Below are 13,912 nucleotides of genomic sequence, written 5' to 3'. Positions count from 1 at the left end.
TGCAATCCATTTGACTACATCCAGCAGCGCCACAAGGGTGACCAAGGCAATCACCTCCTTTGCAGAAGGGCTGCGCCGTGGTCACTTCCTCCACCGTTCTCCGTTATCCTGCTTTGCAATATAGCACATGCCCATAGGAAATAGCATCCAATTTTATGATACGTTTTGCTCATTTCAGTGGCTTCTCCGCTAACGCACATTTTCTCGCCGACCCAATCAAGGGGCCGCTGACCATCATAAGGTATACTAGGTCAAACGGAAGGAGGATGCATGTATGAGCTGCGTAAAAGGGTTCGGCGGTTTTACTTCTACGGGCGTAATCCTCGTATTGTTTATTTTGTTGGTAATCGTATCTTGTGCCGTCTGGTTCTAATTCGAGGCACAAGGCCCGGGCGGCGGCCTGGGCTTTTTTTCTTAAATCACAGACATAGAGGAAGGGGGCTCGCTGCGGACCCCCTCTTTTGGCATTCCTCCGGCGACCTTAACTCCTCACGGCTTCAGCAGACGAATGAACGCCAGCAGCGGCTGCGACATCCATTTCTTGGGGTGGACAAACAGCTGCAGATCGAACCGGATATCGGGGTGGACAAAAGGCAGCACCTTGAGGCGCCCGCGCCGTACCTCCTCTTCCACGACGATCTGCGGAAGAAGGGCCACACCAAGCCCGTTCATCACGCACTGCTTGATCGCCTCCGGGTTGCCCAGCTCAAAACGGATGAGAAACGAGACGTTGTGCGCTCTTAACACGTTCTCGAACATGCCCCGGTAATTGCAGCTTTCCTCCGACATGATCAGCTCGACTCCGTTCAGATGCTCCACGCTTACACCGCCGGATAACTGCGTAAGCGGATGGCCGGGCGGCGCAATCAGCACCAGGGGCTCTTCCCGAATCGTCTCGCAGCGAAGAGCCGAGTCGACCGGCTTGCCGTCGAGCAGCAGGCCGATGTCGAATTCCCCCTCCTTCACTTTGCTGACAATCAGCGACTCGCGTTCCGCTTGGATATGAATGTTCAATTCGGGAAACCGTTCCCTCAGCTGCTGCAAATAAGGGGGAAGGTAATAGGCCGCCAGCGAATCGATCGTGCCGATCGTCAACGTCCCGCCGACCTGATTTCCGACGATTTCTTTGGACTGCGCATACAAATCCAGCATCTGCACGGCGAGCTTCAGCAGCACTTCGCCCGGCGGCGTAAGCCGAAGCAGCCTGCCGTGACGCTCAAACAAGGAAACGCCGTATTCCCGCTCCAGCTTCTGAATTTGCATCGTGACGCTGGATTGCGCATAGCCAAGCTCCTCGGCCGCCCGGGTAAAGCTTTGGCGTTTCGCAACCTCGCGAAACGTCTGGAAATATGTCAGATCCATGTGATGTTCGCCCCTATTATCAATATTATTGATGATGACTATCACTTATTATAGCTAACTCCGATGATTGAAACCATGGTAAAGTAGAGCCAAACAAAAATTATTCAAAACCCATGGAGGAATGTAAAAAATGCTAACCCAAGAGCAGCTAACTGGTGTTTACGTCCCTATCGTCACCCCGTTCGACAGTAACGGCGCCGTAGATCTAACTTCATTCGAGCGGCATGTTCGCTGGCTTGCGGACCGCGGCATCCATGGCCTGGTCGTCAACGGAACGACAGGAGAATCGCCGACGGTAGCATGGGAAGAAGTCGAGGCTTTAGTAAAGACCGCCAAGAACGCGGTAGGCGGGAAACTGCCGGTAATCGTTGGCACCGGAACGAACGATACCGCTTCGACCGTGAAGCGTACGGAGCTTGCGGGACAGCTGGGCGCGGATGCCGTGCTTGTCGTTGTCCCTTACTATAACCGCCCGTCGCAGGAAGGCATCGCCGCCCATTTCCGCAAAGCCGCGGAAGTCGGCATCCCCGTCATCGCCTACGACAACCCGTCGCGTACCGGGGTGGGGCTTACGACGCAGACGGCCGGAGCCATCCTGGAGCTGGATGGGGTGATCGGTCTGAAGGACAGCTCCGGCGGCATTCAGCTGCTTACGGAATTGTCCCGCTTGAACAGCAAACCGGTGCTCTGCGGCGACGACTCCTACGCTTACGCGATGCTTTGCTGCGGGGCCAAGGGCGGCATCCTCACCGCCTCCAACGTAGTGCCGGAAGCCTTAGTAGAAATGCACCGGCAGTTCGCCGAAGGAGACTCGAACGGAGCCAAACAAACGTTCGAAGGACTGCTTCCGCTCATCCGGCTTCTCTTCAAGGAATCGAATCCCGCGCCGGTCAAGTGGATTCTGGCTCATCAGGGGATTATCGCCTCGGAGGGTCTCCGCCTGCCGATGACGAGCATCAGCGCGAAGCTCCGGCAGGAGCTTGAAGCGTATTGGAGCCGAGCCGGCGAGCCGGTACAGTAAACCGACGGTCTCAACAAACCAGCCATTAGACGCACGAAAAAGCCCTCCGCTGCAAGCGGAGGGCTTTTTCGGACCCAACCTAATGTTTCATACGGAAAAACAAATCGACAAACGCCCCGCCAACGAGCCAGTAGCTAACGATGCAGCTGAGCACGATGAGGATAACGTTTTTCAAAAACTTCATTTCTTCAACTCCAATATCATTTAGGTTCGCCAACGATAGAAGCGTCAAGCTTCACCCGCTTCCGGCGTACGGTGCCTAAGTGCGGCTCCAGGTGTCATTGGACAAAAGGACCGTCATCTATTAGACGATTGAACCTGCCAATAAGTTTCAAACCATATTCTTACGGCAGGAACCGCCGCTGCCCCAGGAACGCCAAGCGCCGCCAGCGCTTCTGTACCAAGGTAAGGCACAAAGCCGCTGACGGCGACTGTTTTATGGCATATGGCATTCACGCGCTGCGCTTACACCCAGCCGCGGGCTTCCATCGCTTTGGAAATCCGCTCCATCGAGATCATGTAAGCGGCCGTACGCAGATCCGTTTTGTATTGGGTCGCCAGATCTTGAACCGCGCGATACGCTTCCGTCATCGCCGTCTTGAGCTTGAGGTTTACCTCTTCTTCGCTCCAGTAATAGTTCATCAGGTTCTGTACCCATTCGAAGTAGGAAACCGTCACGCCGCCGGCATTCGCCAAAATATCCGGAATCACCTTCACGCCATTGCCGAACAAAATTTCGTCCGCTTCCGGGGTCGTCGGTCCGTTGGCTGCTTCCGCCACGATGCGCGCCTTGATCTGAGCGGCATTTGCCGATGTAATGACATTCTCAAGCGCAGCCGGCACCAAAATATCGACATCCAGCTCCAGCAGCTTCTCCGGTTGAATGGCGGACGACGCGCCGTATGCCGACAGGTCTCCCTGATCCTTCAACTGCTCTACGCGGTCCAAATCCAGTCCTTGCGGGTCGTAAATCGCTCCGCGCGAGTCGCTGACAGCCACAATGCGGCAGCCCAGCTCCGACAGCAGCTTCGCCGCAATCCGGCCGGCATTGCCGAAGCCTTGAATGGCTACTGTCGCGCCTTCCGGCGTCTTGCCCATATCCTTCAGCGCCTCTTGAATCGTGAAGACGCAGCCGCGGGCCGTCGCTTCGTTTCTCCCCTTGGAGCCCCCGATAATCAGCGGCTTGCCGGTAATGACGCCCGGACTGTTGAAGCCTTTCAAACGGCTGAACGTATCCATCATCCAGCCCATAATTTGCGGGGTGGTATACACGTCCGGCGCCGGAATGTCTTTCTCCGGTCCGACGATATCGGCGATCGCTTCCATGAATCCCCGGCTGACGCGCTCCAGCTCGCCCTTGCTCATTTCGCGCGGGTCGCAGATGACTCCGCCCTTGCCGCCGCCGTACGGGAGGCCGACAACGCCGCATTTGAAGCTCATCCACATCGACAGCGCCTTAACCTCGTCCAGCGTTACGTCCGGATGGAACCGGATGCCGCCCTTCGTCGGACCGACCGCATCGTTATGCTGGGAGCGGTAACCTTCAAATACGCGGACTTCGCCGTTGTCCATCTTCACGGGGAACGTGACGGACAGTACCCGTTTTGGGTGCTTCAGAATTTCTACAGCCTCTTTGGGCAAGTTTAGTAGAGAAGCCGCATGCTCGATTTGCCTTTGGGCGATTTTAAACGGATTTAGATTTTCGGCAGTCAGTGTAGTTACAGTCATCGATTCATCTCCATCTCCTTCTATGCTTTAACGTAATACTGAAATAATGAGTTGTTTTTTATTCTATAGGTATCGACTTCCACTTTCAACCGTTTTTTTTGACAATATTCCGCAAATTACAATAAGCGTCAGAAAACTTCAAAAAACCTTTCACTATTTGTTATTTTTACTCTGGAAATAATGTATAATATAATTTACATATATTCAAAATTTATCTGATGGAAAGAGGAAAATATGCTGACGTTTGAGGAAAAGATCGCTGTAATCGAATCGTTTGCGGAGCTGGAGAGGAAAAACGTATCCTTGGGCCGGGTAAACTATCACTATGAGCAGAGCGCTTATGACAAGAAGACCGTTGTGTATCATTTGCATCCAAACGGCAACGGCTTCGTCTATGCCGGTCATCTGTCCGGTTACGACACCGATGAGCGAGGGATGGTCAACATCCGGGACTTCACCGTAGAGGAGCTCCGCTCCATCGTCGAAGCCTCGATCCGCTCCCTTGCGCCCAAGACAGTACAGGAACAAGCCGTCACCGGCGACGCGGAAATGGAAGAGCGCTGGACCGGGCCGGACAACCAAACTTTGCTTCTGCTGTACGAGAACGAGCTGTGGTGCGTTTATGCGGGTTTGAATCTCGAAGCGGCCTTCGAAACGTACGGGGAAGCCGAGGAATATTTAGCGGAGGAAGGCTTCTCGCGGCAATAGATCGCCCTCCCCCACCTGCGAAGGACATGCCTGCCGGGGGCGGGCATGTCTTCGGACGCCTGTACAGCAGCAAGCCGCTCGCTTACGTTTCAAGCTCTGCGAACTCGCCGGGGATACTTCGGATCCGCTCGCCGATCCGTCTAATCGTTTCCGTCGCCGCTTGTTGATACCGGGCAAACAGCCGGGCTACGGATGCAGCCAGCTCCGCATCCCCGTCCAGGTCCATCACGGCAAAATGACGCCAGCTCCCGTCTGGCTGGCGGTTTTTTGCTTCCACCGCCGCTTCCGTCTCCTCGTAAATCCGCAGCATGGCCTCATCCTCGAAATAGCGCATTCCGGCTTTCAGCTCGGGCCAGACCCCCAGAGAAATATAATGAGAGACAAACCAGTAATATTCGGCGGCCGAGTGGGCATGGCCATGGAGCACTTGGAACATCAACAGCGCCTGCAACCCCGGGGTCAGCCCGCCATAAACCTCGCGCTTGATGCGCAGTCCTTTCCCTCGAATCTGCCGGATTGTCGGTTCGATGCACGCCTCCAGCAGCGCGCGATCTTCCATTGTCTCGAAAACCTCTTTTTTCATCGATATCCGCAATTTCTATTCCACCTTTCATTTGATAAAACTACAATTGCATGTACATACAACAAAATGCGCAAAAAAAATTATTTGCTTTCGAGCTTTTTGGCAGTATGATGCAGTATCCCTGTCAGCACTTGACCTTCTTCGCCTAAAGCTCCTATAAAACGCCCCATCAAGCGATGCCAGCATTGATTGATCGTCTGCTGAATCCGCAGCCCTTCTTCCGTCGGATAGATGAGCGCCAGCTTGCCTTCGTTTCGTCTCTCGACCAATCCTTTGACAACGAGCTTGTCAATGAATCGGGTGCTGGTGGAAGGCGCGATGTGCAGCGTCTCGCTTAAGTCCCTTTGGGTAATCCCCGGATTTTCTTTTACCACCATCAGCAAAAAGGCATAGGTCGGAGATAAGCCGGCGGGCGCGAATTCCTCCTCCGCCATCCGGTTCATGACGCGGGACAGCCAGTTCACGTTAAAAAAGGGGCATCCGGCAAAATGGTCTTTCGTTACTTTGATTTGCTGTTCCATAATCGTTCCTCGGTTTAATTTTTGTTGTATGTACACATAACTTAAATCAAGAAAGCGCTTCTTGTCAACCGAATTAACAAAAATATGCGCTTCCGCCGCCCGAACCTTCCAATTCCGGCAGCCTCTCATACGAAAAAGAAGCCCCGGCCGGGATACGGACCCAGTCAAGGCTTCAGGAAAATACCCGCTTCCGCAAGGGAGCGTGCGGATCATCGCAGTCTGCGGGACCCGATTTCCGCCCCGTAATCGGCGTCGTAGGTGCTCGCATTCCTCGAGTTGTTGGCGCGGAACGTATCGTACACCTCGTTGTCGAGGTCGGCCCGGGAGTCTACAAGCACAAGAATGCTCCCTTCCTTGACATATTCGTTGTAACGTTTCGCTTCGTCCTCGGGAATTCCCATGCCGATCAGACCGCCGACGATCCCTCCGGCCCCCGCGCCGACGGCCGCCCCTGTCAAGGTCGCCGCAATCGGGCCGGCCGCAATAATCGGCCCTACGCCCGGTATCGCGAGCGCGCCGATTCCGGCCAACAGCCCGGCGATCCCGCCCAGCATGCCGCCTGTAGCCGCTCCTGCGGCGGCGCCCTCCGGCGCTTTGGACCCGGTCTCGTCCGTCACAGCGGATACGTCCTCCTTATCCTTCGCGATCACGGATATTTCATCCGCCCGATAACCTTGTCTTTTCAAGCCTTCGATAGCCCGGATCGCTTCCTGCTCGGTCTGGAACACGCCTACGATTTTTTTCTCGTTGTTCATGGTCATGACCTCCTCGATTGGGTACGAACCGGCAAGCGGTTCGTCGGCGTCACGAACCCGGACGGCCCGCCGCGCTTCGCCGCGGCCCTCCCGAATCAGCGCCTCTGGCAGCTTCCGCTACACAGCTTTTTACCCCGAGGAAGGACAAGCTAATCATCCTGCTTCTCGCCGGAGCCATTTCTACAGACAGACACATGTAGTATCAGGCACTTATCGCAAGCGCCCACGCCTTCTTGAATCCGTCAGCCCTATTTCTCCGAACACGGTCCGCCTGACGGAGCGATTGCTTCCGTTCCGATTTCTGCCGACCTCAAAGCCACCCGTTTCAGGTCCTCCACAAACAAACGCATAAGCACCGGCCTGCGCCGGACGGCGAGCGGATGGTAGCTGACCGTCGTCGGCAGCCCGTCGATATCGTGCCAGCTTCCCCTGAGCCGCTTGACTTCCGCTTCCGGGTCTTGAAAGAAAGCCTGTACCGCCACGTTCCCCAAGCAGATCATGAGCTTCGGCCGCTTCAGCTCCAACTGGGAAAGCAGGTGCGCCCGACAGCTATTCCTCGCAGTTTCCTTGTCGTATTTGCGAATCGGGCGGCATTTCAACACATAGGTCACGTAAACGTCGTTCATATCGAGTCCCGCCTCCGCCGCACCGAGCTGCAGCGTAGCGCGGGTACCGCAGACGAAAGCGCGGCCCTCCCGGTCCTCCCGTGCCCCGGGATTATCCAGCAGCATGATGATCCTGCCTTCCGGGTTGCCTTCCCCCCATATCACGCGGGTCCGCTGATTCGCCAGCTCGCATAGCCGGCAGGATGCCGCATGCAGCGGCGCGGTTTCCTCCGGCAGCGCGACTGGATGATTGTCGGTCATGGATTCGGCTTCCTTCCCGATAGGATTGTCGGTTTACAGGATGTCCTGAAGCCCTGCGTTTATGCATGATGGAGGCGCTTGCCCGGCTGCTTCCTTCAGGCGAAGCCCGGCCATGGAAAAGCCGAAGCGGCCCCTGCCTGCTTCGACTTTCGCCTGATGTCTCCGTTACATCCGCTCCACGATCGACCGGGCCATCCAGACTCCGGCTGCGCCCGCTTGGGCCAGCCCCCGGGTCACGCCTGCGCCGTCGCCGCCGCAATACAAGCCGCGGATCATCGTTTCCAGCTGCGCGTTCAGCTTCGGCCGGGCCGAATAGAACTTCGCCTCCACACCGTAGAACAGCGTATGGTCCGATGCGATGCCCGGCGTCACTTTATCCAGCGCCTCGACCATTTCGATCAGACTTTTCATCGTGTTGTACGGGAGCACGAGGCCCAGATCCCCCGGAACGGCCTCCTTCAGCGTCGGCTCCAGAAATCCCTCCTGAATGCGCCCCGCCGTCGAGCGCCGGCCGCGAATGATGTCGCCGTACTTTTGGACGATCACGCCGCCTCCCGACAAATCGTTCGCCCGTTTACAGATTTCCCGTGCATACTCGTTTGGCTTGTCGAACGGCTCGGTAAACCGGTGGGAGACGAGCAGCGCGAAGTTCGTATTGAGCGAGCCGAGCGCCGGGTCCTTGAAAGCATGCCCGTTCGCCGCCATAACGCCGCTGTGGTTCTCGACCACGACATGGCCCGACGGGTTGCTGCAGAACGTCCGCACCCGCGTGCCGACCGAGGTGTTGAAAATAAATTTGCCCTCGTACAAATGCTCATTAATCTCGCGCATGACGACATCGGACGTCTCCACCCGGACGCCGACGTCCACCTGGTTGTTGAACATCGGGATGCGCCGCTTACGGAGAATCTCCGTCAGCCACGCCGAACCGTCCCGTCCCGGCGCAACGATCACAGTGTCCGCTTCCAGCTCCTCGCCGCTGGACAGCACGACACCTTGCACCCGGTAGCCTTCCGCTTCTTTCACCGTCAGCACGTCGGCCACTTCCGTCTTGAACCGCATCTCGATATGCCGCTTCAAATAGTCGTTGATCGATTTCAGAATCTGCAAATTTTTCTCGGTCCCTAGATGCCTGACCTGCGCCCGCAGAAGCTTGAGTCCGGCCGCGTAGCCGCGCTGCTCGATCGAGCGCACGACCTCCGTCATCGGGTCGGTGATCGTATCGGGAGCGCCATGCTGCAGATTGAGGCCGTCGACGTAGCGAATAAGCTCAAGCACCTGCGACGGCGGCAAATAATCGGTCAGCCATCCGCCGAATTCCGTTGTAATGTTGAACTTCCCGTCGCTGTAAGCGCCCGCTCCGCCGAACCCGGCCGTAATCGAACAGGCCGGCAGACAGCCCGCGTACTCCTTCTTCCCCGCCGGGGGAGGGCAGAGCCGGATCTTTTCTTCCAGAATCGGACACCGGCGGCTGTCGATATCGTGTCCTTTATCAATTAACAAAACGCGCTTGTGAGGCGCTTTCAACGTCAGCTCATAAGCGGCAAAAATCCCCGCCGGTCCGGCTCCAACAATAATCACATCAAAGCGCTTGCCCATCTTCGCTTTCCCTCCATCGAACGAATAATCTAGTGCCTACCCGTCCGGAGACGCAAAAAATCCCGGCCTCGAACGGGTATAGAAAACCCGCCGCTCGTAGCCAGGAATTGTCGGTTCCTTGTAGAGACCCCCGGCCCGTCATGCCGAAGATATACGAACAGTCTCATCTGTGACGCTTATTCGGTTTACGTAAATTACGTTACCGGAATTTCAGACCGGTGTCAAGAGATTATCTCGATTTCGTTCGTGTTTTACACAAAAATTACACGTTCATCCTGCAATCTTGTCCGACATAAAATGAAATTCCGAACATTATCTCGTCCCCGCTCGAAGTGGCATTGTCCCTGTGTTCTGATTCTGTAGACAGAGTCTACATTCGCACGTTAGAGCAAATTTGCGAAGCCTTGGATGTTACCGTAGACCAACTTATTGTCTCGGTAAACGAGAAAGAAGACGTGGCCGATAAATAACATATCTGCATAACTTTCTATACGGCTTGTAGAGCCATCTATTTTCTCCGCACACCCTATCTTGGCGGTGTTTTAGGTATGCAAAAAAGGCCCCTTCCTCCCCCAACATCTGATTTTACCCCGTATCCTACATCAATGAGCAGCTTATAGCGCACACGGTTTCTTTCTGTATGAATCGTATCACCCACAACTGACGCCAATTGTAGTAAAATGGAGGATAGCATTTTCACTCCGCGTATACATAAGAAGTGTGTTGCCGCATACAAACCGATCAAGGATTGCATTTTGACAGATTGAAGGGATAAGAAAAATGAAACACATGTTAGGCAAATTGTTCAACAATTACTGGAGCCCCTATGCCGCGATGGGAATTGCAGGCATTCTGAGCGCGCTCTACTTCGGAATTACCGGAACCGTATGGGCGGTAACCGGCGAATTCACTCGTTTGGGAGGGCACGTTTTACAGCTTTTCGGCGTGGATATTTCCGATTGGGCCTATTACGGCTTGATTCATATGAATGGAACGACCTTCAGCAGAACAGACGGCTGGATCGTGTGGGGCATGTTCATTGGCGCCTTGATTATGATTTTGCTCAGCAATAATTTTAAGGTAAGAGTTCCGAAGCAAAAGCGCCGCTTGCTGCAAGGGCTGATTGGCGGATTCATCGCGGGTGTTGGCGCCCGTTTGGCTCTAGGCTGCAATCTGGCTGCTCTTTTTACCGGCGTGCCTCAGTTTTCATTTCATGCTTGGATATTTATGATCGCCACCGCAATCGGCACTTATGCGGGCGTTAAAATCGTCAATACAAGATGGTGGAAAGGCAAGCCCGTCCTGCAAAAAGGCAATATGGCCCAAAGCGCTGCCAAGGCCAGAAAAATTCAACCCATTGCAGGGACCGTCATTGCTTTGTTATATACAGGTCTTATCGTTTACTTTTTTATCTCGGGCCGCACGATGTTGGGCGTAGCTGCTCTATTCGGGGCCGCATTCGGCATTTTGATTGAAAGAGGGCAAATTTGCTTTACATCTGCGTTCCGCGATCTATGGATCAGCGGGCGGGCCACCATGACAAAAGCAATCACGGTCGGCATGGCTTTTAGTTCCGTGGCGACACTGCTAATCATCCTGATTTATGGCTTGGACCCGATTACCAAGATCGCCGCGCCAAGCACATTTGTCGGCGGCGTGCTGTTCGGCATCGGCATCGTACTGGCTGGCGGCTGCGAGACAGGCATGATGTACCGGTTGATGGAAGGACAAATCGTGTTCTTGCCCGTATTTATCGGCAACATTATCGGGGCCACGGCCCTCGCCTACGCTTGGGATCATCTTGGTGTCTACAACGTTCTGGTGCAAAGCGGCTCCAAAATCAATCTGCTCACGATCATGGGACCGGCTGGCGCGCTGCTGGTGACATTGATCTTGCTGGGCATCGGATATGCCGTAGCCGCATACTGGCAAAAAAACTACCGCTTCGGCGTTGGATTCAAGAAAGGGGACTGTAACAATGTCGGTTGAAGTTGATTTCACGTTGGATCTTAGAGGGGAATCTTGTCCATACCCTGTTATTTATACACTGGAAACGTTGCGGGACATGAAGAAGGGGCAGCTGCTTCATGTGATTGTCGACTGTCCGGCGGCTTTCCGCAACGTCCCGGAAGAAGTCGTCAAGCACGGCTATACGCTCGCGCAGGAACCTGTCAAAAACGGGCAGGATTTAAACTTTTATATTCAGGCTTAAATAAACCAAAGGATTAGGCGCGAAAAATTCGCGGCCTAATCCTTTTTCTTATTGCGGCTTCGGCTATTCTATCGGCAATTTAGGCGTTGGCACGACATTGGCGAAATGAATGACTATCAATTTAAATTGGTCAAGATTATGGGAGATTTTGTATGGCATGATCATCCAGATACCGACGAGGTTTTTATCGTACTCGAAGGGGAGATGTTCATTGATTTTCGGGATGGTCAGGTGAAAATTTCCCAGGGCGAGATGTTTATTGTCCCACGAGGAGTTGAACATAAACCATTCGCCAACAAGGAGTGCCGTATCCTGCTAGTGGAGCCTAGAGGTGTAGTAAACACTGGCGCGACTGAGTCACACTTAACAGCAGCCAATGATGTTTGGATCTAGTGCATTTGGCTTCGTTGCAAGACAACGGGCTTTCGAGTCAGGGAATAATCATTGGTATTATTAAAAAAGCCCAAGCTGCGCTTTCCCTGAGCGCGCTTGGACCGTTCCCTTCCGGTACCGCTATGTTTTCTACGCCGTAACCGGTGTAATGTTCCGTGCTTTGAACACTTCGCTGACCACACTCAAGGCCCCGCATGCTTTCGGGAACCCAGCGTAGCCTGCGCAGTGCAGGACGATCTCCAAAATTTCCTCCGGCGTCAAGCCGACGTTCAGCGCCGCATGCACATGGAACGGCAGCTGCTCCGTCGCCCCCTGCGTGATGAGCGAGGTGATCGTAATGATCTCCCGCTGCTTCAGATCCAGCGTCTTGCGCGAATATAAATCGCCGAATCCGAAGGAAACGATCTGATGGGCCATATCCGGAAAAAAAGCGCCGATATTCCCGATCGTCTGCGCCCCTTCCTCTCCGACCATCTCCACTAACGTCTTCATGCCCCGTTCATACCGCTCGGCATTCGTCAACCGGTCTTCGCTTCCCATCGTACTCACCTCTGCTTATGTATTCATGACCCTCTCCGGTTACCCGCGCGCCATCGTCGGCGGAATTTCCAGCGGGTCGGCCATCACTTCGATCACGGCCGTACGCCTCATCGCCAGCGCCTGCTTCACCGCAGCGTACAGTTCGGCTTCGGTCGAGCAGCGGAACGCTTCCGCTCCCATCGCTTCCCCGAACTTGGCGGCGTGCACCGGCACCGTGTAATGCGTCCCGATCGCGCGGCCCAGATGCCGGGCCATCCCTTTCTCCACCATATCCAGACTGCCGTTGTTCATCACAACGAAAATGACCGGAGCGCCGGCATTCACCGCCGTCGATATTTCCGTGCCGTTCATGAACAGGCACCCGTCCCCGGTCAGGCACACGATCGTTTTGTCCGGCTCCGCGAGCTGGGCGCCAACGGCGTACCCGATGGCGCGGCCCATCGTCGCATACACTTCTTCGAAGTAGAACGTCCCGGGCACTTCGATGTTAAAGTGCTTCACCGCATAAAAGGAATGGCTGCCCGCATCGCCGTACACCACGGCCTCCTTCGGCAGCGCCGACCGCAGGACATGCATCGTCTGCCGACCGGTCAGTCCGCGACTCTCCGCCGGCTCCTCCGTTTCGACTGCCTCCGTTTCGGCGGCCCTTTCCGATGCGGCTGCGGCCTCGGCGTAAAAGCTTGTCAGCTCTACCTGACGGCCATCCGTCAAGCGAAGCAAAGCCTGAAGATTTCGCTTCAAATCCCCGAGCACCGGAAGCACCGGCACGGGTACCGCTTTGCCGATAAACTTCGGCTCGTAGTCGAAATGGATCATCCGCTGCGGGTACATGTCCGGTGTCAGTCCGGGCAGCTCCAAGTCGCTGAGCTGGCTGCCCACGACAATCATCACGTCGACACCTTCGCTCATATACGCTTTAGACGTCTCGTTGCCGCCAAGACCGAACGGTCCGAGCGACAGCGGATGTCCGGATACGAACGCACCCTTGCCTCCCGGCATCGTCATTACGGGAATACTCCATCGTTCGGCCAGCTGCCGGAGCTCTTCGTAAGCCCGGCAAGCGTGCACGCCGCCGCCCACGAACAGCACCGGACGCCTTGCTGCATCAAGCCATCCGATCACTTGATCGAGGTTGGCGGAAAGAACGGCCGGATAATGCGTCGGCAGCGGAATTTGAAAAGGTCGGACTTCCTCTGTCAGAACGTCCAAGGGGATGGAGAGATGGACGGGGCCTTTCACCCCAGTGCAGGCTTGTTCGATCGCATGGCGCAGGTACGTCTCCAACAGCTCGCCGCGCTCGATGCGCGCGCTGAATTTCGTCACCGGCTCGAACATCTTGACGAGGTCGGTGCCGAACAGCGTGCTGTCCTGCCCGAGCACCTTGCCGATCTCTTTGATCGGCGGCTGCCCGGTCAAGAACAGGACGGGAACGCCCGTCGCCTTCGCTTGTCCTGCGGCGGTCAGCATGTTGACGCCGCCCGGCCCCGCCGTGCCCAGCGCCGCGCCCAGCCGCCCGCCTTCCAAGGCGTAGCCCCCCGCTGCAAACCCTGCCCCGCATTCCTGCTTGCCCCGCACGAAGGCGGTGCCCTGCCGGTCCAGCTCCACGACCCGAGGAGTCGCCCGC

The 13,912-nt window shown here is 55.6% G+C and carries 15 protein-coding genes, 1 pseudogene and 1 riboswitch; of the genes and pseudogenes, 7 read left to right on the top strand and 9 right to left on the bottom strand.

The window, feature by feature from the left end:
* Positions 1-274 precede the first annotated feature (274 nt).
* Entirely contained in the window at positions 275-373 is a 99-nt protein-coding gene (locus QJ48_RS16955) for a hypothetical protein (protein ID WP_054974735.1), read from the top strand.
* 116 nt (positions 374-489) lie between these two features.
* On the opposite strand, the gene QJ48_RS16950 is transcribed toward QJ48_RS16955, so the two are convergent.
* Positions 490-1,362: a LysR family transcriptional regulator gene (locus QJ48_RS16950; RefSeq protein ID WP_054974734.1), complete on the bottom strand. Its 873-nt coding sequence runs from the start codon at positions 1,360-1,362 to the stop codon at positions 490-492.
* A 130-nt stretch (positions 1,363-1,492) separates the two neighbouring features.
* On the opposite strand from QJ48_RS16950, the gene dapA reads away from it, so the two are divergent.
* The gene (gene dapA, locus QJ48_RS16945; RefSeq protein WP_054974733.1) at positions 1,493-2,383 is read left to right on the top strand and encodes a 4-hydroxy-tetrahydrodipicolinate synthase; all 891 of its coding nucleotides are present in this window, start codon (positions 1,493-1,495) and stop codon (positions 2,381-2,383) included.
* A 465-nt stretch (positions 2,384-2,848) separates the two neighbouring features.
* Here the strand turns inward: dapA and QJ48_RS16940 are convergent, their stop codons facing one another.
* The gene (locus QJ48_RS16940; protein ID WP_054974732.1) at positions 2,849-4,111 is read right to left on the bottom strand and encodes a Glu/Leu/Phe/Val dehydrogenase; all 1,263 of its coding nucleotides are present in this window, start codon (positions 4,109-4,111) and stop codon (positions 2,849-2,851) included.
* Positions 4,112-4,345: 234 nt separating this feature from the next.
* On the opposite strand from QJ48_RS16940, the gene QJ48_RS16935 reads away from it, so the two are divergent.
* Complete coding sequence (locus QJ48_RS16935; RefSeq protein WP_054974731.1) at positions 4,346-4,819, top strand: hypothetical protein; 474 nt, start codon at positions 4,346-4,348, stop codon at positions 4,817-4,819.
* Between the two features lie 82 nt (positions 4,820-4,901).
* On the opposite strand, the gene QJ48_RS16930 is transcribed toward QJ48_RS16935, so the two are convergent.
* From QJ48_RS16930 to QJ48_RS16910, 5 genes are all read right to left on the bottom strand, one after another.
* A complete protein-coding gene (locus tag QJ48_RS16930) occupies positions 4,902-5,378 on the bottom strand; it encodes a hypothetical protein (protein WP_157261659.1) in 477 nt (158 codons plus the stop codon).
* A gap of 104 nt (positions 5,379-5,482) precedes the next feature.
* Positions 5,483-5,923: a MarR family winged helix-turn-helix transcriptional regulator gene (locus tag QJ48_RS16925; RefSeq protein WP_063858109.1), complete on the bottom strand. Its 441-nt coding sequence runs from the start codon at positions 5,921-5,923 to the stop codon at positions 5,483-5,485.
* A gap of 209 nt (positions 5,924-6,132) precedes the next feature.
* Positions 6,133-6,678, bottom strand: a complete 546-nt coding sequence (locus QJ48_RS16920; protein ID WP_054974728.1) for a general stress protein — start codon at positions 6,676-6,678, stop codon at positions 6,133-6,135.
* Positions 6,679-6,926: 248 nt separating this feature from the next.
* Positions 6,927-7,544 (bottom strand): uracil-DNA glycosylase, encoded by a 618-nt coding sequence (locus QJ48_RS16915; protein ID WP_193394455.1) that lies wholly within the window; start codon positions 7,542-7,544, stop codon positions 6,927-6,929.
* A gap of 165 nt (positions 7,545-7,709) precedes the next feature.
* A complete protein-coding gene (locus QJ48_RS16910; RefSeq protein WP_054974727.1) occupies positions 7,710-9,143 on the bottom strand; it encodes an NAD(P)/FAD-dependent oxidoreductase in 1,434 nt (477 codons plus the stop codon).
* Between the two features lie 77 nt (positions 9,144-9,220).
* Positions 9,221-9,320: riboswitch (purine riboswitch) on the bottom strand.
* Between the two features lie 155 nt (positions 9,321-9,475).
* On the opposite strand from QJ48_RS16910, the gene QJ48_RS39190 reads away from it, so the two are divergent.
* The 4 genes and pseudogenes from QJ48_RS39190 to QJ48_RS16895 all read left to right on the top strand — a co-directional run.
* Complete coding sequence (locus tag QJ48_RS39190) at positions 9,476-9,613, top strand: helix-turn-helix domain-containing protein (protein ID WP_272948130.1); 138 nt, start codon at positions 9,476-9,478, stop codon at positions 9,611-9,613.
* 310 nt (positions 9,614-9,923) lie between these two features.
* Positions 9,924-11,132: a selenium metabolism membrane protein YedE/FdhT gene (yedE, locus tag QJ48_RS16905; protein ID WP_054974726.1), complete on the top strand. Its 1,209-nt coding sequence runs from the start codon at positions 9,924-9,926 to the stop codon at positions 11,130-11,132.
* A complete protein-coding gene (gene yedF / locus QJ48_RS16900; RefSeq protein ID WP_054974725.1) occupies positions 11,122-11,355 on the top strand; it encodes a sulfurtransferase-like selenium metabolism protein YedF in 234 nt (77 codons plus the stop codon). Before yedE ends, yedF begins: the two co-directional genes overlap by 11 nt.
* 96 nt (positions 11,356-11,451) lie before the next feature.
* Positions 11,452-11,748: pseudogene (locus QJ48_RS16895) on the top strand (cupin domain-containing protein); the annotation flags it as partial.
* 129 nt (positions 11,749-11,877) lie between these two features.
* Here the strand turns inward: QJ48_RS16895 and QJ48_RS16890 are convergent.
* Entirely contained in the window at positions 11,878-12,288 is a 411-nt protein-coding gene (locus QJ48_RS16890) for a carboxymuconolactone decarboxylase family protein (RefSeq protein WP_054974723.1), read from the bottom strand.
* Between the two features lie 39 nt (positions 12,289-12,327).
* On the bottom strand, positions 12,328-13,912 hold a 1,585-nt coding region (locus QJ48_RS16885; RefSeq protein ID WP_054974722.1), incomplete at its 5' end, for a thiamine pyrophosphate-binding protein.

This window comes from Paenibacillus sp. A3 (assembly GCF_001399685.1).
Classification (GTDB): domain Bacteria; phylum Bacillota; class Bacilli; order Paenibacillales; family NBRC-103111; genus Paenibacillus_G.
The sequence above is the reverse complement of the archived record's forward strand: the minus strand, read 5'-3'. Positions and strand labels throughout refer to the sequence as shown.

Bases quoted from the DNA above. Each gene is read 5' to 3' on its own strand.
- QJ48_RS16950 (WP_054974734.1), bottom strand. From the start codon at position 1,362: ATGGATCTGACATATTTCCAGACGTTTCGCGAGGTTGCGAAACGCCAA.
- QJ48_RS16940 (WP_054974732.1), bottom strand. From the start codon at position 4,111: ATGACTGTAACTACACTGACTGCCGAAAATCTAAATCCGTTTAAAATC.
- QJ48_RS16920 (WP_054974728.1), bottom strand. From the start codon at position 6,678: ATGAACAACGAGAAAAAAATCGTAGGCGTGTTCCAGACCGAGCAGGAA.
- QJ48_RS16955 (WP_054974735.1), top strand. From the start codon at position 275: ATGAGCTGCGTAAAAGGGTTCGGCGGTTTTACTTCTACGGGCGTAATC.
- QJ48_RS16930 (WP_157261659.1), bottom strand. From the start codon at position 5,378: ATGGAAGATCGCGCGCTGCTGGAGGCGTGCATCGAACCGACAATCCGG.
- dapA (WP_054974733.1), top strand. From the start codon at position 1,493: ATGCTAACCCAAGAGCAGCTAACTGGTGTTTACGTCCCTATCGTCACC.
- yedE (WP_054974726.1), top strand. From the start codon at position 9,924: ATGAAACACATGTTAGGCAAATTGTTCAACAATTACTGGAGCCCCTAT.
- QJ48_RS16910 (WP_054974727.1), bottom strand. From the start codon at position 9,143: ATGGGCAAGCGCTTTGATGTGATTATTGTTGGAGCCGGACCGGCGGGG.
- QJ48_RS16890 (WP_054974723.1), bottom strand. From the start codon at position 12,288: ATGGGAAGCGAAGACCGGTTGACGAATGCCGAGCGGTATGAACGGGGC.
- yedF (WP_054974725.1), top strand. From the start codon at position 11,122: ATGTCGGTTGAAGTTGATTTCACGTTGGATCTTAGAGGGGAATCTTGT.
- QJ48_RS16915 (WP_193394455.1), bottom strand. From the start codon at position 7,544: ATGACCGACAATCATCCAGTCGCGCTGCCGGAGGAAACCGCGCCGCTG.
- QJ48_RS16925 (WP_063858109.1), bottom strand. From the start codon at position 5,923: ATGGAACAGCAAATCAAAGTAACGAAAGACCATTTTGCCGGATGCCCC.
- QJ48_RS16935 (WP_054974731.1), top strand. From the start codon at position 4,346: ATGCTGACGTTTGAGGAAAAGATCGCTGTAATCGAATCGTTTGCGGAG.